The organism is Corynebacterium canis (assembly GCF_030408595.1).
Lineage (GTDB): Bacteria > Actinomycetota > Actinomycetes > Mycobacteriales > Mycobacteriaceae > Corynebacterium > Corynebacterium canis.
This window is the reverse complement of sequence record NZ_CP047080.1, coordinates 1223048-1243085: the sequence shown is the minus strand read 5'-3', so window position 1 is coordinate 1243085 and position 20038 is coordinate 1223048. Positions and strand designations below refer to the sequence as shown.

Here is a 20038-nt window from a genome sequence, read left to right as displayed (position 1 = left end):
AGATCCAGATGAGCGAGCCCACTCTCCCTCCACTTCGTCCGAGCCGGCTTCACCTGCCACCGGTGGTGCTATTGGGTGGGCTCTTGGCCGCCACCGTCATTATCGGACCAATCGCAGCTCTGTTCGTTCGCGTCCCTTGGCATCGCGTGGCCGAGGTCGCGGCCGCCCCCGAAACATTTGCGCTCGCACGGGTGACGCTCGCCTCGGCGCTGCTATCCATGGTGATCACCACGCTCCTCGGCGTCCCGCTGGCGCTGTGGCTCCGGTCCATGCGCCGCGGTGCCAATGTAGCGCGCCTGCTCACGATCCTCCCCCTCGCGCTGCCCCCAGTGGTAAGCGGCCTAGCACTAACGGCGGCGCTCGGACGACGCGGCATCACCGCCCCGATCTTGGAGTTCCTAGGGCTGCAATTCGGCTTTGCATTCGCTGGCGTTGTTACCGCACACGTATTCATCTCGCTGCCATTCGTGGTGGTCGCTGTGGATCAAGCGCTCCGGCACCTAGACCCCGAGATCATCGCCAGCGCTGCCGGCCTCGGCCTCCGCCCAACCGCAATGGTATTCAAGATCATTTTGCCGTCCGTGGCGCCCGCGATTGTGACCGGCGCCGGCCTCGCGCTCAGTCGATCGCTGGGAGAATTCGGCGCCACCTTGACGTTTGCCGGTTCCCTTCCCGGCGTGACCCGTACCATGCCGCTCGGCATCTATGTAGAACGAGAGATCGATACCGGACGCGCGCTAGTGCTGGCATTCTTCCTTATCATGCTGGCCACGATCGTGCTTGCCGCCACCGGCGCGATCACGCTCTTTATCCGGCCAAGCAAACAACTTTTCCAAGCCACGGATATCGGCTCTGGATTCGACCCGCATGCACTCCGAGACGCCAGCACCCCAACGCGGGGCGGCGCCGATATCAGCATCAAACGCAGAGCCCTCCAAGCCGATTTCCGTCCCAACTCCATCACCGCCGTCATCGGACCAAACGGCGCCGGAAAATCAACCTTGGCGCACCTCATTTCCGGCAGACTCCGCGGTGCCAACGTGATTATCGACGCCCAGCCAGTCGACGGTGAAGCCTACCTTCCGGCGCACAGACGCGGCGTCGTCCTCCTGACTCAAAGGCACGGCCTGCCGGTTCATACAACTGTTCATAAAGCGATCGCCATGGTGGCGGAATCCAGTGCGGCGGCCTCCACGCTTATCCGCGCCGCCGGACTGCAAGCCTTAGAGCACATCAAGATCGCATCGTTATCCGGTGGCCAAGCCGCGCAAGTCGCATTGGTGCGCGCGCTGGCGACTCGGCCTCGAACGCTTATTCTTGACGAACCTCTCGCGGCCCTCGATGTGGCGGCGGCGCAACGCTGGCGCGAATACCTACTCACCAGCGCCGGAGATCGAACTACCATTCTGATTTCGCACAACCCCCTAGAAATCGCCAGCCTGGCGGAGTCCATCGTGGTGCTGGAACGCGGCGAAACCGTCGCACACGGCACAACCACCGAAATCCTTACCCTGCCACCAAACAATTTCGTCGCCCAACTAGCGGGCATCAATCGCATTCCAGGGACCATCATCAGCACCACGGACTCCACCGCCGTGCTAGAAACCGAAGCCGGCAACATCCACGGAATCGCACAAACTTCCGACTTGGAAATCGGCGCACCCGGGCTTGCGATATGTAACCCCGAAGCCACCAGCGTGCGGCTCGACGACGCACCGCCAATCACGGAATCCACACGCAACCACTGGCGCGGAATCATACACTCGATCGAATCCAGCAATAGCATCGCAGAGCTCCGCGTTGCAGCATGCGGAACAATTATTCGAGTGCCGATTACCACGGCGTCGGCAAGCGCCTTGAAGTTAAACGTCGGCGACAACGTCTGGCTGGCCACCAAAGCAACAGCCATCCGCATCACCCCGCTCCAGCCGAGAGTTCAAACGCATACACGAATCGGCGGAACGCCAACGAAAAACGCAGATCGGAGGTGAGTACACTCAAAGACGTGCCAGACACCGAAAACCGCCCACCACCGACCGCGAGGCTCGCCACAGACACCATGCCGCTATCGCGCATGCAGCGACTCGTGCTGGAAACGCTTCGCAGTTTCGAGGACGGCGCCAAGGCATCCGAAATCGCCGAAACCCTCGGCATGCACGTCAATACCGTTCGCGGACACTTGGACGAACTCTGCGATATGAACGCAGTGGCCACGGAGCGCGAACAAAGTCGCGGACGAGGTCGGCCATCAGTGATATTCCACGCTCGCGTGCCCTCCGGCAGCGCAGTGCTCAGCGAACACGCGGCACTCATCAATGCGCTGGTAGAACACTTGGGCGATCCTGACGATCCGGAAGTGCAGAAAACAGCCGAACAAGTAGGCGTACTCTGGGCGCGGCGGCTGAACCGGTCCGGCACAACATGGTCCGAAATCAGCGAAGCGACCACCACCTTGACCCGCGCATTACGGCAGCTCGGGTTCGACCCTGGGCCACAATACGCCCACGAGCACTCGGCAAGCATCTCTATTCACGCCTGCCCGTTTAGCTCGGACAACGAAAACCCGTCACAGCTTGTATGTGCGATTCATCGCGGATTTCTAGCCGAATCTCTCGGGCCATGCGAGCACGGCACCGCAGTCGTGGAACTTTATCCCAGCGCGCGACCCCACACCTGCGAAGTGATTATCCGAAAAGACGCCACTGATTGACGAATACCGGCTTGGCAAGCGGGTGGCTTGGTGGCGGGCGATGGAGTGGCGGATTCTTAGCCTGAGGAAATGGGTTGTGTGCTGTGCATGAAGTTTTTTACACCAGAATCCCGGATCCGGTGTAATTTTCATCATCCTGGGCGGCCTAGGCGGCTTGGCGCGATATTTTTTACACAGATTTCGGGATTTTGATGTAAAAAATATCGGTAGACAACGTTCAACTCCGGACATAGGAATGGATCGAGTGTAACTCATCGGGATGGATTTTCGTCACTGTGACGTAATTCGACGTATGCCCAACATGGGCGGTTCATTTCAGGGCCTCAGAGAGGCATTGTGACATTTCGAAATAAGGTTCTGTCTGCAAAATATATTGAGTGATATTGGTTTCGATTTGGAACCAACACGTAACGCATCACCGGTGATCAGAAAGCGCGCGGAGTGACGCAAAACAGGTAAGGGCTTCACGGCAAAAGCTTCGCCGCCCTCGATCCTGGGCATGGATCTCAATTCTGCGTGCAGACCTCCGATTCTGGGCGTGGACCTCGATGGATCATCGGCCATGATGCAGCCTTAACGGCAAAACCAGGCAGACCAGCAAGGGGCGCGAATGGGTTGTGTGCTGCGCATGAAGTTTTTTACACACGAAACCCGGATTCTGTGTAATTTTCATCATCCGGGGCCGCCCAGGGCCGCCGCCGCGATATTTTTTACACAGATTTCGGGATTTTGATGTAAAAAATATCGATAGACAACGTTCAACTCCGGGCGCGGATACCGACCGGGGGCGGCCTAATTCATTACTATGACGTTAGGCGATGAAATTCAGCCATGGTTCACCATGGGTAGCCGATTTCGAGGCCGCAGCGGGGCTCCTGCGGCGTTTTCAATCAGCTTTTGTCAAAGAAATAAATTGGGCAAGGCACGCTTAGGCCAAAAGCCACCTACGCCCCAACGCCTAGCGCCTCCAGCCCAACACCAGCGACCCAAACCCAACGCCTAAGCGCCTCCAGCCCAACACCAGCGACCCAAACCCAACGCCGCCAGCGCCGCCAGCCCCTAAACCCACACCAAAAGGTCAGGCCAGTACGGTTACCTCGACGGGGCCGGCTACGGGAAGTTCCATGACTCGTAAACCGGCTTCTTCGGCTTCGCCGCGGATATTGTCGGGCACCGGGTCCACCGAAAGTACCATGGCGGTGGGGCCGGCGCCGGAAAGATATGCGGCAAAACCCCGGTTACGCAGGCGATTTACCCATTCGGCGGTGACGGGGAGAACGTCGGCACGATAGGGTTGGTGCAGTCGATCGCGGGTTCCTTCCCACAAGAGCTCGGGGTGATGCTGCAGGGCGACGGTCATCACGGCGCAGCGGGATACGTTGAACCGGGCGTCCTGGTGGGTAATGTCCGAAGGCAGCACGCGGCGGACGGCTTCCGTGGAGGCGTGGAAGTCCGGCACGAGGGCCAATGCCCGAATGCTCTCATGAACAGGGATTCGAACGGCCCGGTATTGGGGCTGCGTCCGGCCATCAACCGGGATATCGGTCCAGGAGACCACGGCGCTTCCCAACACGGAGGCGGCGGCGTTGTCGGGGTGCCCCTCAAAGGCGGAGGAAAGCTGGACGAGCTGGGCGTCGTCAAGCGGAAAACCGGCGAGCCCATTGCCAGCGGCGACCCCGGCGACGGCGGCTGCGGCGGAGGAACCTAAGCCGCGGGACTGGGGGATCGTGTTGTGGCACACCACGCGCAATCCGGGCGCCTCCACGTCGGCGGCCTTGAGGGCGGAGCGCAGCGCCTTCACCACCAAATGGGAACCATCGAGCGGGAGTTCGCCTTCCCCCTCGCCGAACACTTCTACGATTAACCCGGTGTCGATGACCTCGACCTCGACGGTATCGTACAAGCCCAATGCGAGGCCCAGCGTGTCAAAACCCGGCCCCAGGTTCGCCGAAGATGCCGGCACGGTAACGCTCACTCTTTGGCCTACGCGCAATGGTGTGGGCAACGCAACACTCCTTGTTTATTCGCCTTCGAGGCGGATGACGCTGGTAATTTCCTTCACTGCGGCAAGCTCCTTGAGCTGGCTCACGGTATGGGCGAGGTCCGCTTCGCGCGCCGCGTGCGTAACCACGACGAGCCGCGCGGTATCGCCCTTGTCCTCCTGCCGGACGGTGCGGAGCGAAATCTGGTTTTTGGCAAACAGCGCGGACACTTCCGCGAGCACGCCGATCCGGTCCTCCACCCGCATATCCACATGGTAGCGCGTCAGCACATCGCCAAAGCTTGCGATAGGCAGGTTTGCGTACGTAGATTCGCCTGGCGCGCGGCCGCCGTGCACTTTATTGCGGGCGGCGCCGACGAGGTCGCCAAGCACGGCGGAGGTGGTGGGGGCCCCGCCCGCCCCGTTTCCATAAAACATGAGCCTTCCTGCGGCTTCCGCCTCAACAAAAATTGCGTTAAAGGACTTATTGACGCTGGCCAGCGGGTGGTCCTTGGGGATCAGCGTCGGGTGCACGCGCGCGGCGATCACTTCCTGCCCATTTGCGTCCGTAAACCGCTCACAAATTGCCAGCAATTTAATGGCGTACCCGGCTTCGCGCGCGGTTTTGATGTCTTCGCTGGTGATCTTGGAAATGCCCTCGCAGTAGACGTCGTCTTTGGTCACCCGCGTGTGGAACGCCAGCGATGCGAGGATGGCGGCTTTCGACGCCGCGTCATGCCCGTCCACGTCCGCGCTGGGGTCCGCTTCTGCGTATCCCAGTTCGATTGCCTGCTGCACCATGTCTTCGTAGGAGGCGCCGGAGGTGTCCATGGCGTCGAGGATAAAGTTGGTGGTGCCGTTGACAATGCCGGCGACGGAAACGATTTGGTCGCCCGCGAGGGAGCGCCGCAGGGGGCCTACTACCGGGATTGCGGCGGCGACGGCGGCCTCAAAATAGAGATCGACGCCCGCCTCATCGGCCGCCTCGGCAAGTTCGGCGGAGTGCGCGGCCACCAGCGCCTTATTGGCCGTGACCACGGATTTCCCGGCGCGCAGGGCGGCCAGTACTACTTCGCGAGCGTAGTCGACCCCACCGATCACCTCGACGACGATATCTACATCGTCACGCTTGATGAGCTCCATGGCGTCATCGGTGAGCAGGTCGGGGTCTACGCCGGGGCGTGGTTTGGAGATATCCCCCACGGCGACACCTTTGACTTCAAGCTTCCCTCCGACACGGTGTTCGAGGGAATCTTTATTGGCCAGGAGGATTCGGAGCACCTCACGGCCGACGGTTCCTTGGCCCAGAATGGCCACCCCTACCGGCGTATCGGAGCCCTTGCCAAGGTGTTCGGTGGTTTTTGTCATGCTGTGTCTCCCCGTGATCTGAGATCGTTTTTGGACAATGTATTCAGGGTTGTTACGCATTCTAGACCAAGCAGTCTGGCAGTGTCTCACCGGGATCGTATTTGGGGGTAGCTTTGCGTGGCTAAGCTAAAATTTCGCTCACGAAGCTTGGCCATGGACTATCAGGTGTTCCTGGTCAGCCGCATGCGGGAAGGCTATATCCGGGCAAAACGGCGGGCAATGCGGTGTCCAATGGGTTTAAGCACGGCGCCCGCGTGGTCACCGCGGCGGCCCTGATTATGGTCAGCGTGTTCGCGGCATTCATGCTGGTAGACGAGCGTTTTATCGTGGTCATCGGGTACGCCCTCGCGGTGGCGATGTTTTTCGATGCTGTGATCGTGCGCATGACAATTATCCCCGCAACTATGTTCCTTCTCGGGGACCGTGCGTGGGCGCTACCGAAGTGGTTGGACCGTATAATTCCACGTATAGACGTAGAAGGAGAGGCACTGCACGCATAATGACTGGCTTGCGAGAAAAGATCCTTGCGGCCTGTTTTCGCATCATCCGCGACGGCTTTAGCAGCTAGAGCACGCTGCGAAGCAATTACAGCGCGCTGCGGAAGAAATCTTCGATCGCGTCGAAGGGGATCAGATCCACCCGATCGTAGAGGTCGATATGGCGGGCCCCAGGCACCACGATCAGGTCCTTGGGTCCGCCGTAATCTTTAAACACCTCGTCGCTGAAGTAGCGCGAATACGCGCGCTCCCCGGTGATCAGCAAGATCGGCCGCGGCATCAAATCATCGAGGTAGCGTAGGCTGCCGTAGGAGATATGCGACGGCGCGCTGGTCACCGTAAACGCGCCCGTGGCATGCGGGTGCCGGCCCCGATCCCCCACGTAGTATTCGAAAAACTCTTCGGTGATCGGGTCGATCTCGGCGTCGGGCACCTCATCGGGAAAGGCCGCGGTCAGGGTCGGGCGATTCACATCCACATCGTGCCAGCGCTGCTCCGCGATATCGGCAAGCAATTGGGCGCGATCGGCCTCCGTCATGGTGTCTCCCCAGCCGCGACGGCTCACCCGCGAGATATCGTAGAGCGCCGCAGTCACGCAGGCGCGGATGCGAACGTCGCCCCGCGCGGCGTTGATAAGAAAACCGCCGCTGCCGCACAGGCCCACGGCGCCGATGCGTTCGCGGTCCACGTAATCGAGCGTGCCCAGGTAATCCACCGCGGCGCTAAAATCCTCCGCGAAAATCTCCGGGGAGGTCAGGTGCCGGGGCGCGCCACCGCTGTCCCCGTTATAGGAAGGATCAAACGCGAGTGCGACAAACCCGCGGCGCGCCAATTCCTGCGCATAGATGCCCGGGCCCTGCTCCTTCACGCCCCCGTGCGGCGGGCCGATCACCACCGCCGAATGCCGCGTTGCAGTGTCGAGGTCCTGGTGGCGATACACATCGGCAGCGAGTTCGATACCATACCGGTTCCGGTATTTCACCGGAGTCCGCATGATATCGGCAGCGAGTTCAAAAGTGTAACCGTCGGCTTGCAATGTCATTGGACTCATCTCCCAAGGTCGATGTCCCAAGCCTAGCGTCAAAGAACCCGCGGTTTCAGTAGTTCTCCAAAGCCAAAATATCCTCGATGGTTTCGCGGCGCACCATCAACGTCGCGCGACCATTGCGCACGCTCACCACCGGCGGGCGGCAGAACATGTTGTACCGGCTGCTCATGGGATAGCAATACGCGCCCGTGGCCGCCAATGCGAGCAGGTCGCCGGGTGCGATATCGGCAGGCAATTGGGCGCTATCGATCAAAATATCGCCCGACTCGCAATGGCTGCCCACCACCCGGGTTTCCACACAAGGAGACGGTTGATCCTCGTCGCCGGAGAATCGATTGATCAGGCGTGCGTCATACTCCGCCTGGTACAAGGCCGGGCGGATATTGTCGCTCATGCCGCCATCGACGGCGATATAGCGGCGGGTCACATTATCCGTAACGTGAACATCCTTGACGGTACCCACCTCATACACGGTGACCATGGAGGAAGCCACGATGGCGCGCCCCGGCTCCACCAATAACTCCGGTGCGACCAAGCCGAATTCCGCGGCGGATTCCGCAACCTTGGCGCGCAGCTCGGTGGCCACCGCGACGACGTCCAGCGGGGCCTGGTCCTCGGTATAGGCAACGCCGTAGCCACCGCCGAGATCAAGCATGGTCAAATCCGCGGCGGCCTCCGGCGGCAGGTCGCGCTGCAATTGAGACCACAAACCGAGCACACGTTCGGCAGCCAAAGAGAAGCCTTCGGCGTCGAACACCTGTGAGCCAACATGGCAATGCAGGCCCACCAGGCGCAGGTTCTCGGCGCGCACGGCGGCGATCGCCGCGCGGTAGGCGGAACTCGAGGCGAGCGAGAACCCGAACTTCTGATCTTCATGCGCGGTGGCGATGAATTCGTGCGTATGTGCCTCAATGCCGGGCTTCACCCGCACCAGCACATCCTGAACATAGCCCTCCTGCGCCGCCACCATATCCAGCAATTCGAGCTCCTGTGCGGAATCGATAACTACGTGGCCGATGGCGTTGCGCACGCACGCGCGCAGGAAATCGATGCCCTTATTGTTTCCATGAGCGGTGACGCGCGCCGGGGGGAAGCCGGCGGCGAGCGCTACCTGGAATTCGCCGTGGGACGCGACGTCGAGACTCAATCCTTCTTCGTCGATCCAGCGTGCCACGGTCTGCGTCAGGAACGCTTTCCCAGCGTAATGCACATGTTGGGCGCCTCCGAACGCGGCGGCCATATCGCGGCAACGGGAACGAAAATCGTCTTCGTCGATCACGAACACCGGGGTGCCGTACTCCTCGACAATGTCGGGCAGCGGCACGCCCGCCACGGTCACCACGCCGTCCTCTTCGCGGCGTGCATTGCGCGGCCACACGTGTGCGGGAAGTTGATTGAAGTCGCTCATAGTGTCGAATACTGTATTACATCCGAGTCGGCGCGGTCACACCGACCAACCCCAGCGCATTGGCAAGCGTCTGGCGAGTCGCCAACGCGAGCGAAAAACGTGCGGCATGCAGCGGCGTCGCCACTTCGTCGCGCTTCGGCAAGATATTGCAGGTGTCATAAAACCGGTGGAACGTGCCCGCCAATTCCTCCGCGTAGCGCGCAATACGATGCGGTTCCCGCAGCTCAGCGGCGGCCTGCACCACCGCGGGGAACTCGCCTAGGGTGCGGATCAAATCCCCCTCACGGGGGTGGGTTAGCAGCGCCAAATCCGCGCCCTCGACGCCAACGCCGGCCTCCTCGGCCTTCCGCGCAAGCGAACATAGGCGCGCATGGCCGTATTGCACGTAATAGATGGGATTGTCGTTGGATTGCTTCGCCCACAGCTCCAAATCGATGTCCAGCGAGGAGTCTACGGAGGAGCGGATCAGCGCGTAGCGGGCCGCATCCACACCCAACGCTTCGACTAAATCTTCGAGCGTAATTACGGTGCCGGCGCGTTTGGACATCTTTTTGATCTCCCCGCCGGAAACGAGGTTCACCATCTGGCCGATCATCACCTCGACCTGGCTCGGGTCGTGCCCCAGCGCAGCGGCCGCCGCCTTCAGCCGCGCGATATATCCGTGGTGGTCGGCGCCGAGCATGAAAATGCACAGGTTGTGCCCGCGCGCGATCTTATCCTCCACATAGGCAATATCGCCCGCAATATATGCTGCGGCGCCGTCGGACTTGATCACCACGCGATCCTTATCGTCGCCGAAGTCCGTCGAGCGCAGCCACCACGCGCCGTCGGCGAAATAGAGGTTGCCGTTCTCCTTGAGCGTTGCGACGGCGCGCTCCACCGCGCCCGAGGTAAACAAGCTGTTTTCGTGGAAGAAGACGTCGAAATCAGTTTTGAACTCATGCAATGAGCGCTTGATCTGATCGAACATCATGGCGACGCCGAGTTCGCGGAAAGTCTCCTGCATTTCCTGCGGGGATTGCGAAAGCACGTCCGGACGCTGCGCAACGATGGCGGCCGCAATGTCCTGGATATACGCCCCGCCGTAACCGTCCTCCGGGGTGGGCAGCCCTTGGGCCGCGGCCATCAGGGAGCTGGAAAAGCGGTCGATCTGCGCGCCGTGATCGTTGAAATAGTATTCGCGGGTCACCTGCGCGCCGGTGGCCGCCAGCACCCGACCGAGCGCATCGCCGACCGCGGCCCAGCGGGTGCCGCCGAGGTGGATCGGGCCCGTGGGGTTCGCGGACACGAATTCCAGGTTTACATTGAGCCCCGCATAAACCTCGGAATGCCCGTAGCGCTCGCCCTCGGCCAGGATCTTGGCCACGACCTCGCCCTGCGCGGCGGCCGCGAGCCGAATGTTTAGGAACCCGGGGCCGGCGACCTCCGCGGTCTCGATGGCCGGATCGGCGGCCAGCTCTGCGGCGAGCCAGCCGGCGAGCTCTCGGGGATTGGTGCCAACATTCTTGGCTACCCGCAAGGCGATATTGGTTGCGTAATCGCCGTGTTCAGGGTTGCGCGGTCGCTCCACCACCACCTGTTCGGGCAACTGGGAGACATCCAGGCCGCGTTCGGTAAGCACGCGCCCAGCAACGGAACGAATAAGGGTAGCTAAATCTGCGGGAGTCACGGGAGCAAATTCTAGCCGACACACCATTGCGCACAGGAAATGGGTCAAGCATCGACGGTGGTGGTTGTAACCTTTCGCGCGCCGCCCGCTGTCCGCTGCGCGGCGTCGAAAAGCGGCCCCGGCCCCCCACACGAGGGTGGTTTCCGCGGGCGCCGAAATGCACATTGAAAACGCGTCGCGGGCTACCTTTGAGACCCGTAGGAGGCTCGAAAAGAGGCCCGATAACGCGCAAAATAGTGACTTTCATCACATTTAGATAACCGTCGACCTGCGGTTTTACCCCGCGTATTCCACTGCACCGAATTCAAGGCAATTTCGGCCGCGTCACTTACCTGCAATAACTCATTCGCGGCGCTGGTGATAACAAATTAGGAAAGGCTTTTGTTGCGGAATAACCGCAGGTTAGGCACCCCTTACATAGATTGGTTTAGGCTTTTGCATCGGTAATATCGGGGCTATCAAGCGTGGTATTGGTATCACCAGCATTCACGCTTTCACCCATAATGCCCCAACAACCGTGAGGAGCAACCGTGCGTGTAGCGCTTTTCTCCACTTGCATCGGTGACGCAATGTTTCCGGACGTGGTCAAGGCCACTGCTGTCATCATCTCCCGCCTCGGCCACGAAGTTGTGTTTCCGCCCGAACAAACTTGCTGTGGCCAAATGCATGTTAATACCGGCTACCAGCGGCAAGCCATCCCACAGATCCGCAATTACGTAGATGCATTCGCAGACGACTACATCGATTGCGTGGTCGCTCCTTCCGGCTCCTGCGCCGGGGCGGTCCGGGAACAACACGAACACGTGGCCACCCGCTACGGCAATAAAGCCCTGGTGAATGGGACCCGCCGCGCCGCCGCAAAAACCTACGATCTTTCCGAATTCTTAATCGATGTCGCCGGCGTGGATGATGTCGGCGCGTTCTTCCCGCACCGTGTCACCTACCACTCCACGTGTCACTCCTTGCGCTTCCTTAAGGTGGGCGACCGGCCGCTGCGCCTGCTGCGCAATGTGGAAGGCATCGACCTCGTGGAACTCCCCCACGCCGATGAGTGTTGCGGCTTCGGCGGCACCTTCTCGGTGAAAAACGCGGAAACCTCCGCCGCCATGGTGCACGACAAAGTGCGCAATATCCGCGATACCGATGCCGAATACGTCACGGCCGGTGACGCCTCCTGCCTGATGAATATCGGCGGTTCGCTATCCCGGCAGCACGCGGGCGTGCGCGCCGTGCACCTCGCCGAAATCTTGGCATCCACCAAGAGCTACCCCTGGTCCCCCGAATCCGCCATCTACTCCAAGGAGGTCATGCTGTGACCACGCTATTGGGCACCCCCGCAATGCCACCGCGCGCGTCAAAGGAAGTGGGCAACCTCCGCGGTACCCGATCCTTCCAGGCCGCCGCGCACGAGGACCTATACAAGGCCACGCAGCGCCGTAACCTGCACAAAGCCACCCATACCATTCGCGGCAAGCGCGCCGCCGTGATCAATGAAATCGATGATTGGCAGGCGCTGCGCGAGGCCGGTTCCGGCATCAAGCGCGACGTTATGGCCCGCATGCCTGAGCTATTGGAGCAATTGGAGGCCTCCGTCACCGCCCGCGGCGGCCACGTGCACTGGGCCCGGGACGCCAAGGAAGCCGGCGAGATTGTCACCCAACTCGTCCAGGACACCGGCGAAACCAATGTGGTGAAGATCAAATCCATGGCCACCATGGAAATCGGGCTGAACGAGCAGCTCCGCGCGGCCGGTATTTCCGCCCGCGAAACGGACCTCGCCGAATTGATCGTGCAGCTGGGCCACGATCGCCCCTCGCATATCCTGGTGCCGGCGATTCACCGCAACCGCGCCGAGATCCGCGACATCTTTATCAAGGAGATGCCGCACACCGATGACAGCCTGTCCACCGAGCCCGCGGAACTCGCCGAATCCGCACGTATTTTCCTCCGCGAGCAATTTATGCAGGCGAAGGTTGCCATCTCGGGCGCGAACTTTGGCGTCGCCGAGACCGGCACCATCGCCATCGTCGAATCCGAGGGCAATGGCCGCATGTGCCTCACCCTGCCGGAGACCCTGATCTCCGTGATGGGCATTGAAAAGATGTTGCCCACCTTCCAGGATTTTGAGGTGTTTTTGCAGCTCCTCCCGCGTTCTTCCACGGGCGAGCGCATGAACCCATACACCTCGCTGTGGTCGGGGGTTACGGAGGGCGACGGCCCGAAGAACTTCCACCTCGTGCTCGTGGATAACGGCCGCACCGCCGCCCTGGCGGATGAGATCGGGCGTGAGGCGCTGAAGTGCATCCGTTGTTCCGCCTGCCTCAACGTCTGCCCCGTGTACGAACGTGCTGGCGGTCACGCCTATGGTTCCACGTATCCGGGCCCGATCGGCGCCATCCTGACCCCGCAGCTGACGGGCATCGATTCCGCGCACGATCCGAATGCGTCCCTGCCGTACGCCTCCTCGCTGTGCGGCGCGTGCTTTGAGGTGTGCCCGGTAAAGATCGATATTCCATCGGCACTGTTGGAGCTGCGCCACCAAAAGATTGAATCCCACAAGCCGAAGATCGAAGGCGTGCTGATGGGGCTGATGAGCCTGGCCTTCGGTTACCGCAAGCTGTGGAACCTGGCCACCAAGCTCGTGCCGCTGGGCCGGATCCTCGGCGGCCGAAAGAAGAAGATCACCCACCTGCCTAGCTTCCTCGCCGGCTGGACGGATGTTCGAGACACGTCTGTGCCGCCGAAGAAATCGTTCCGCGTATGGTTCGATTCGGACGAAGCGCAAGCGCTGCTGGCACAGGCCCGCGCGGAGGGCATCCCCGGCAAGACCCCTACGGAGGCAAAATAAATGACCACCAAGCATGCTGACCGGGACGCCCGTAACGCCGCTGCCAAAAAAGAAATTCTGCAGCGAATCCACAATGCGCACCGGTTGGCGCATACCCCCAAGGGCGGCTACGACGTCACCCGCGACTACCACGTCAATTATGACTTCAGCTACGACGAGCTCAAGGAAACGCTGATCGATCGTTTGCTCGATTACAAGGCGATCGTCAAGGAAGCCACCGACGCCACCCTCGCCGATACCATCGTGGAGCTGCTGGAGGAACACGGCGCGCAGGAGGTGCGTTACGCCGAGGGCCTGGACTCGGCGCTGTTTGCGGGTTTTACGGGCTCCGCCACCCCCGACGACCGTTCCACCGACCCCCGTTTGCTTAACGACGTCGATGTCGTCGTTACGGACTCACACGTGACCAGCGCCCAAACGGGAACCATCTGTTTGGAATCGAACCCCACGAACGGCCGGCGCGCCCTGACCCTGGTCCCCGATTGCCACATTTGCATCGTGCGCAGGGATTCCATCGTGTACGGCGTGCCGGACATGGTGAAGCGCCTGGACCGCACGGTGCCCATCACCATGATCTCCGGCCCCTCCGCCACCTCCGATATCGAACTCAATCGTGTGGAAGGTGTTCACGGCCCGCGGACCCTCATTGTGGTCATCGTGTCTTAAGCGTTTCGGCGCCCCGTCGTGGGAGCGGGGCGTCGATTAGCGTTTTCGGGCCTGTGGGTGCTAATGTTTTCTTCTGCCCGCCTCCGTAGCTCAGGGGATAGAGCACTGGTTTCCGGTACCAGCGGTCGCACGTTCGAATCGTGTCGGGGGCACCAAAAACACCTCACCACATTGCGCGGTGAGGTGTTCGGCATGTGCAGGGTCAGAACGTTTGTGATTCGTCCGTAGGCACGACCATCCACGCGATGATGTACAGCACGGGGAGGAAAGGTTGCGGCCCAGGCACCAGAAAGCAGGCGAGGAACAGCAATCGCACTAGGCTGGAATCCCAACCATACGTTTGTGCGATACCGCCGAGGACACCGCCGAGGTAGCTGTCGGTGCTGCTGCGGTAGAGACGACGCTCGGTGAATGGAACGTTCATAGTGAATACTCCTTTGAACCAAATGGGTTTGTCTTCACTTCCCAGTATGGTTCAGCGACGGCGCTGCCCGCATCAGGGTTTACCCTTGTTTTTCCCTTAAGATTCGATCCAGTACCGGCCGAAGGGTGCGCATTTCCTCCTCCGTAATATTGTCAAAAAACAGGTGGCGGACGCTCTTGACATGCTCCGGGGCGGCGGATTCCAAACGCCTGCGCCCCTCCGCCGTCAATTCCACGATCACGCCACGGCCATCATCGGAGCACTTCTGTTTCACCACCAATCCGCGCCGCTCCATACGCGTAATTTGGTGCGAGGTTCGGCTGCGATCCCAATCCAGGGAGGCGCAAAGATCACGCAGCCTAATTTCCATCGCATTACTTTCGGATAGATGCACAAGAACTGCGAACTCTGGTACCGAGATCCCATGCCCCTCCTGAAGGGTGATGTCCATGCCGCGATCAACGTAGCGGACGGCGGCGAGGAGTTGCCTCCACAGTTCCTGCTCTTCGTCGTTCAGCCATCTTGGGGTCGTCATACTTACCTAGAATAAACCTATTTTGGCTGCTCACGAAACTGAACCCGTACTTTCAATTGTGGACAAACTTGCTTGCATTGCATAATCCCATCGACCAGCAATTCTAAGAATCGGTGTTAGCTTTTCTTATATTCCAACTAGCTATATCTCGTGATCATTGATATCCACCCAACCGATTACTAAGCTTGCAATGCAGTGAATGACCACCCCCGTCACCATTCTCGCCAATAAGGAGAAGAGACGATGACTCTATTTGACGGCACATATTTCCTCGATCCAACACACTCGCGCGTGGGCTTCTGGGTGCGTCACGCAATGGTAACGAAAATGCGCGGCGAATTTACGGATTATGAAAGCTACATAGTCTTAGGGGATACCTGCAAAATTGATGCCATTATTCAAACCCCGAGCATTTCCACCAGCAACACCGACCGGGATTATCACCTCCTCAACGAGGATTTCTTTGAGACGGAGCAATACCCCACCATCACCTTTTTTTCCACCAAGGTGGAGTGGGTGCACAACTACCGGGCCTCCGTCACCGGCGACCTGACCATCAAGGGCGAAACCCACCCCGTGACCCTCGACGTACACGTGATCGGTGTGGCCGATGACCCGATGGGCCACACGCGCATGGGATTCGAGGGATACCTCAAGATCAATCGAACAGACTTCAACATGAGCTTTAACACGCCCATGGAGTCCGGGGGCCTGATCCTCGGCGAGGAAGTCACCATCGAGATCGAAGGCTCCGCGATCCTCCAGGCGCCGGGGACACCGATCCCAGATTTGAGAAAACGCGTCGCAGCAGCCCCTGAACCCGACGAAAGCGCAGCGATCGAAGACAAGCCCGAGGCACCCGCACGGGCCGCGTTAGAGGCCGTCCCAGAGCCTGCCCCAGAGCCCAGCGCGGAGCCGGCAGCCGAACCAGCCACGGAACCAGCTGCGGAAACGGCCGAAGAAGCAGCGGAAGCGCCCGCCCCAGAGCCCGCGGAGCAAGGCCCAGAGGGGTCCGCAGCACAACCGGCGTCCGAACACTCAGACGCCGACCAAGAAACCACCGCTGAGCAGGAAACTTCTGCACCGGAAAATTCCGATGCGGAGGCGAAAACAGCCGAGGAGGAAAACGTCTCCGATACCGAGAATAAGAAATCTGGCTAGCGTTGCAGCTCGTCCATCCGATAGCGCTTCGCACCTTCTACTCGCAGATAGCGATTCTGATCACAGGTAAGAATTAGCACCTGTCGGCTGCGCCCCAGTTCGCTGAAAAGCGTTGACATTAAACTCACCCGAACAGAATCGCTATTGCCCAATGCATCGTCGATAATGATAGGTACACCGTCATTTGACACGAGCTGCGCAATAGCTAAACGTGTCAAAATAGCAAGCTGTTCCTTAGCGCCACCTGATAATGCTTCAATATTTAGCGGAATGTTTTTAACTTCCCGGCGCTCAATCTCCAGCCCTTCGGTCAATGTAAAACCGACATCATTACCAAAAATCGGTTTTGCTAAATGCGTCAGAGCATCGACAAATGGCTGCGCATATTTCTCACGGGCAACCTCCCGGTGCCGCAGCAACGTGTCACGCAGCAGGGACACCGCGTCCGCGCGGCGTCGAATAGCGATCAAACGTGCGGACGCAAGCTGCTCCGCAGCCTCCGCGCGCTCGCAACGCTCCGCCGCCCCGGTCGCCTGGGTGATGCGCCCGGAAAGCTCCGCCAACGTCTTTTCGGCCGTCAGCTCATCCTCGCCCAGATTTTTTAATAGCTCGCGCGCGCCGGCGAGCATCTGCGCGGCAAGCTTGATATCAAGATCCACCGATCGCGCCTGTTCAAGGGCGGTCGCGGCGGCGGTTCGACGCTCCTTTGCCCGATCAATATTTGCCCGCAGCAACGAACTGGGATTCGACTCCTCGGCGGACTTTAGCTCCATCTCGGCGCGCTCCACGGCCGCCGCCGCATCGGCGACGCGCGCGCGATGCACCTGCAACTCGGCCCACGCCTTGGACTCGGCCCATCCATCCAATTCCGCACGTAGTTTCGCAACCTCGGCGGCGGCGGATTCACTATCTGCCTCGGCTTGCGGCACCGCGGCCTCCGCCTCCTCCAAAGTGGGCAAATCCCCAAACTCTTGTTCGCGCAAGCGTGCGATTCGCGCGCGAAGCTGGGTGAGCGTTTCATCCCGCGGTTGCAACGCCCGCAGATTGCGTTTGGCGTCCTGGAGCGCGGCAAAGCTGGCATCGTGCTCCCGTTTCGCCTTGCGCACCGCATCTACATTCGAATAACCCAGCTGGGCAAGCAATTCCTCAAGTTCCTGCCGCGCCCGCGCCACCGCCCGGTTCGCGGCCTCGCCTTCGCGCCCGGCGCTGATCACCGCAGTGACGCCGCCGACCTCAAACACCGTCTCGCCACTAAGTGCGAATTGCGTGCCATCGTCGGTGACGGTCACTTGCTCGCCATTGACCGTCACGTCCGTTTGTTCGACAGCAGACAGGGTCAAGGTCGCGGCGACGGCATCGCGTTCGATCTCTGCGGTACGCAAGCGCAATTGCGCCTCCTCGGCCCGCTCCACATCCCGTTGCTCAACCCGACGTTGGGGCAGCCCGGCGCGGCATTGCACCACGGCTTCCTCCGCTTCTTCCAGGGCTTTTGCAAGCTCCTCGGCGGAACGTAGCGATGCCGCATCCCGGCACGCTTGCACCGTGGCCTGCACCTTTCGCAGGGCTTCCGCGGTAGCGGTCGCATGTTCGCGGGCGCGCTGCAAGGCTTCCGTAAGCTTCGCTTTTTCCACCCGTTCCCGTTCGGCTTCCAGTTCAAATTCCTCGGTGCCTGCCTGCAGCTCGGCAAGACGCGCCCGGGCCTGGCGCAATAATTCGTTAATACGTTCGCGCGCGGTAACGGCCGATTCCGCCAAATCCAATTCCGCCTGCGCGGTATCCAACGCGGCGCGGGCGCGTTCGATGCGTTCCTGCGCGGCAACGGCGTCGGCATGGCGCAATTCCTCCCGCTGCAATTCCGCCTCCGCGCTGGGGCGCCGCTTTCGAGTTTCCTCCAATTGGGAGGTCGCCGCCGCGTGGCGGCTCACATAGTGCTCCAATTCCCTCAGCTCCGCGCGTGCCGCCGTGACTGCACGCTCCGCCTCCGCGTGCTGCTGCTCCGCCGCCTTTAACTCCCCGGTCACCGCGCCCGTTTTGACGGTGAAATAGCGCGCATATTCGGTATCAACGCGCTTCATCAACGCGGAATCGTCCACGGCTTCCTCACGCTCCCCCTGATCCAATGCGGCGACCAACGAGGGAATCCCAACCGCACGCACATGCGCATCCACGGCACCCTGCCGCATCAATAACGCTTCGAACAGGTCGCGGTCCAAATGCTCCGCAAGGATGGCTTCCAAACGCTGGTCCGCCTCCGCGCCGGTAAGGCGTTCAACGTTTGGCGACATAATGTGAAGCGCCGCAGACTTCTTCCGCAAATACGTTTTATCAATACTGAAACGGTACGGCCCCACGCTCGCCTCCACCCGGATCCGCGGACCCGCGTCCTGCCCCACGGGCTGCAGCGCCTTAATCCCCTTCGCCATGCTCGTGTGCCGCACGTTCAACACAGTGTGCAGCGCATCCAAAATGGTGGATTTCCCGGCCTCGTTTTCGCCGAAGATCACCAGCACGCCGGCATCGGGAATGTCCGTCAGCTCCAGATGCTCGATACCGCGCACATGTTCGATCACAATGCTGTGCAGAATCATTACACCCGCTCCTTCGCTAGCCGGAACAGCAGCCGTAAGGCATCCGCAGCTGTCTCATCCTCCGAGCGTTCCAGCAGCTCATGCAGCGCATCGTTGGCATAACCCGAAAGCTCCAATTCCATAAGCTCGTCTTGCGACGGCGCGACACTCAACGAGGTCAGCCGCGCTCGCTCGTACAGGGCGGCAAACACAGGTTCGCGTTCCTCCAGACCTTGTTCCAAGCGCCGCATATCGCTCACACCCAGGGTGCCGCGCAGGGCGTACTTCACCACCGTCCGGGACTTTTCCGGATACGCATCCAGGGCCGCGAAAAACGCATCCACATCCTCGGCAGTATTTACATCGAAGCCGATCGCCTCGAAGGTCCAGCGCCCCACCGGAATCTCCTCGACCTCGACCCCTTCTTCGCTCACAGTTACTACGAGCACATTGCCCGAATTATTCTCGCCGCCGCCGACCGTATCACGATCGTAAAAGTCCGTGGTTTCCGGGGCGCCGGAGAACCACACCTTGCCGCTGGTACCCACCGACTCGGTGGAATGCGTATCCCCCAACGCAAGGTAATCAATAACCCGGCGCGCCAGCGCGTGCTCCACAAAGGCCAGATCGATATTGGCCTCCGCCCCGCGGGATTCGGGTTGGCCGTGGCCGACGGCTATCCGCACCTGCCCCGACGGCTGCGGCTCCAATGGGCTTAATGCCGCCGCCACGAGGTCGGTGGCAGCATGCTTGGTCAGCAGCGGCGCGCCAACCAGCTCCACCCCGTCGCCAACCTGGATCACCGCCGCGCTTTCAATCAAATGCACGTTTGGTAATTCGGCCACGCTGCGCAGCATGCTATCGGCAGTCAGCGGGTCATGGTTGCCCGGCAACAGATACACATCCACCGGTAATTTGGACAACGCCTCCTTGGCCCGGCCAAAGGTGCGCTGGCTTAAGCTATTGTGCTCGAACACATCCCCGGCCGCCACGATAAACTCGCACCCACGCTCGCGGGCGATCTCCCCGAGGCGGGCGATGGCTAACAGCCGGTCCTCCTCGAACCGGGCCTGCGCTTCTGGGCTAAGGAACCAGCGGGTCATGCCCAATTGCCAATCCGAGGTATGCAAAAATTTGATCGTCTTCATAACACCCA

General features: G+C 60.7%; 14 protein-coding genes, 1 tRNA gene and 2 pseudogenes. 8 read left to right on the top strand and 9 right to left on the bottom strand.

The window, feature by feature from the left end:
• Positions 1–8 precede the first annotated feature (8 nt).
• Positions 9–1991 (top strand): ATP-binding cassette domain-containing protein, encoded by a 1983-nt coding sequence (locus CCANI_RS05445; protein WP_146323285.1) that lies wholly within the window; start codon positions 9–11, stop codon positions 1989–1991.
• A gap of 14 nt (positions 1992–2005) precedes the next feature.
• Positions 2006–2710 carry a helix-turn-helix transcriptional regulator gene (locus CCANI_RS05440; RefSeq protein WP_146323284.1) on the top strand — a complete coding sequence of 235 codons (705 nt, stop codon included), beginning with the start codon at positions 2006–2008 and terminating at the stop codon, positions 2708–2710.
• A gap of 1078 nt (positions 2711–3788) precedes the next feature.
• On the opposite strand, the gene thrB is transcribed toward CCANI_RS05440, so the two are convergent.
• Together thrB and CCANI_RS05430 are read right to left on the bottom strand one after the other, a co-directional pair.
• Complete coding sequence (gene thrB, locus CCANI_RS05435) at positions 3789–4715, bottom strand: homoserine kinase (RefSeq protein ID WP_146323283.1); 927 nt, start codon at positions 4713–4715, stop codon at positions 3789–3791.
• 15 nt (positions 4716–4730) lie between these two features.
• Entirely contained in the window at positions 4731–6059 is a 1329-nt protein-coding gene (locus tag CCANI_RS05430) for a homoserine dehydrogenase (RefSeq protein WP_146323282.1), read from the bottom strand.
• Between the two features lie 147 nt (positions 6060–6206).
• On the opposite strand from CCANI_RS05430, the pseudogene CCANI_RS05425 reads away from it, so the two are divergent.
• Positions 6207–6559 (top strand): annotated as a pseudogene (locus CCANI_RS05425) (MMPL family transporter); the annotation flags it as partial.
• A gap of 85 nt (positions 6560–6644) precedes the next feature.
• On the opposite strand, the gene CCANI_RS05420 reads toward CCANI_RS05425, so the two are convergent.
• Genes CCANI_RS05420 through argS form a run of 3 tightly spaced genes read right to left on the bottom strand, consistent with a single transcriptional unit; the run spans position 6645 to position 10681 of the window.
• Positions 6645–7598, bottom strand: coding sequence for an alpha/beta hydrolase (locus CCANI_RS05420; RefSeq protein WP_146323281.1), 954 nt, complete (start codon positions 7596–7598; stop codon positions 6645–6647).
• A gap of 55 nt (positions 7599–7653) precedes the next feature.
• Positions 7654–9012: a diaminopimelate decarboxylase gene (gene lysA / locus CCANI_RS05415; protein WP_146323280.1), complete on the bottom strand. Its 1359-nt coding sequence runs from the start codon at positions 9010–9012 to the stop codon at positions 7654–7656.
• Positions 9013–9028: 16 nt separating this feature from the next.
• Entirely contained in the window at positions 9029–10681 is a 1653-nt protein-coding gene (gene argS, locus CCANI_RS05410; RefSeq protein WP_146323279.1) for an arginine--tRNA ligase, read from the bottom strand.
• 530 nt (positions 10682–11211) lie between these two features.
• Between argS and CCANI_RS05405 the strand changes: the two genes are divergently transcribed.
• The 4 genes from CCANI_RS05405 to CCANI_RS05390 all read left to right on the top strand — a co-directional run bounded on the left by CCANI_RS05405 (position 11212) and on the right by CCANI_RS05390 (position 14350).
• Positions 11212–11997 carry a (Fe-S)-binding protein gene (locus tag CCANI_RS05405; RefSeq protein ID WP_146323278.1) on the top strand — a complete coding sequence of 262 codons (786 nt, stop codon included), beginning with the start codon at positions 11212–11214 and terminating at the stop codon, positions 11995–11997.
• Positions 11994–13529, top strand: coding sequence for a lactate utilization protein B (locus CCANI_RS05400; RefSeq protein ID WP_146323277.1), 1536 nt, complete (start codon positions 11994–11996; stop codon positions 13527–13529). The genes CCANI_RS05405 and CCANI_RS05400 overlap by 4 nt, the downstream gene beginning before the upstream one ends.
• Positions 13530–14195 carry a LutC/YkgG family protein gene (locus CCANI_RS05395; RefSeq protein ID WP_146323276.1) on the top strand — a complete coding sequence of 222 codons (666 nt, stop codon included), beginning with the start codon at positions 13530–13532 and terminating at the stop codon, positions 14193–14195.
• A gap of 79 nt (positions 14196–14274) precedes the next feature.
• Positions 14275–14350, top strand: a tRNA-Arg gene (locus CCANI_RS05390).
• A gap of 47 nt (positions 14351–14397) precedes the next feature.
• Here the strand turns inward: CCANI_RS05390 and CCANI_RS05385 are convergent.
• Positions 14398–14619 carry a PspC domain-containing protein gene (locus CCANI_RS05385; protein WP_146323275.1) on the bottom strand — a complete coding sequence of 74 codons (222 nt, stop codon included), beginning with the start codon at positions 14617–14619 and terminating at the stop codon, positions 14398–14400.
• Positions 14620–14698: 79 nt separating this feature from the next.
• The gene (locus tag CCANI_RS05380) at positions 14699–15154 is read right to left on the bottom strand and encodes a MarR family winged helix-turn-helix transcriptional regulator (RefSeq protein ID WP_146323274.1); all 456 of its coding nucleotides are present in this window, start codon (positions 15152–15154) and stop codon (positions 14699–14701) included.
• A 243-nt stretch (positions 15155–15397) separates the two neighbouring features.
• Here CCANI_RS05380 and CCANI_RS05375 point away from each other — a divergent pair.
• Positions 15398–15922, top strand: a pseudogene (locus CCANI_RS05375) (YceI family protein); the annotation flags it as partial.
• Between the two features lie 389 nt (positions 15923–16311).
• Here the strand turns inward: CCANI_RS05375 and CCANI_RS05370 are convergent.
• Both CCANI_RS05370 and CCANI_RS05365 read right to left on the bottom strand, forming a co-directional pair.
• Entirely contained in the window at positions 16312–18903 is a 2592-nt protein-coding gene (locus tag CCANI_RS05370; RefSeq protein WP_146323272.1) for an AAA family ATPase, read from the bottom strand.
• A complete protein-coding gene (locus CCANI_RS05365) occupies positions 18903–20030 on the bottom strand; it encodes a metallophosphoesterase family protein (protein WP_146323271.1) in 1128 nt (375 codons plus the stop codon). Before CCANI_RS05365 ends, CCANI_RS05370 begins: the two co-directional genes overlap by 1 nt.
• Between the last annotated feature and the right edge of the window lie 8 nt (positions 20031–20038).

Coding starts and splice junctions, on each gene's coding strand:
- CCANI_RS05445 (WP_146323285.1), top strand. CDS start 9: ATGAGCGAGCCCACTCTCCCTCCACTTCGTCCGAGCCGGCTTCACCTG.
- CCANI_RS05430 (WP_146323282.1), bottom strand. CDS start 6,059: ATGACAAAAACCACCGAACACCTTGGCAAGGGCTCCGATACGCCGGTA.
- CCANI_RS05420 (WP_146323281.1), bottom strand. CDS start 7,598: ATGACATTGCAAGCCGACGGTTACACTTTTGAACTCGCTGCCGATATC.
- lysA (WP_146323280.1), bottom strand. CDS start 9,012: ATGAGCGACTTCAATCAACTTCCCGCACACGTGTGGCCGCGCAATGCA.
- CCANI_RS05395 (WP_146323276.1), top strand. CDS start 13,530: ATGACCACCAAGCATGCTGACCGGGACGCCCGTAACGCCGCTGCCAAA.
- CCANI_RS05385 (WP_146323275.1), bottom strand. CDS start 14,619: ATGAACGTTCCATTCACCGAGCGTCGTCTCTACCGCAGCAGCACCGAC.
- CCANI_RS05380 (WP_146323274.1), bottom strand. CDS start 15,154: ATGACGACCCCAAGATGGCTGAACGACGAAGAGCAGGAACTGTGGAGG.
- CCANI_RS05370 (WP_146323272.1), bottom strand. CDS start 18,903: ATGATTCTGCACAGCATTGTGATCGAACATGTGCGCGGTATCGAGCAT.
- CCANI_RS05365 (WP_146323271.1), bottom strand. CDS start 20,030: ATGAAGACGATCAAATTTTTGCATACCTCGGATTGGCAATTGGGCATG.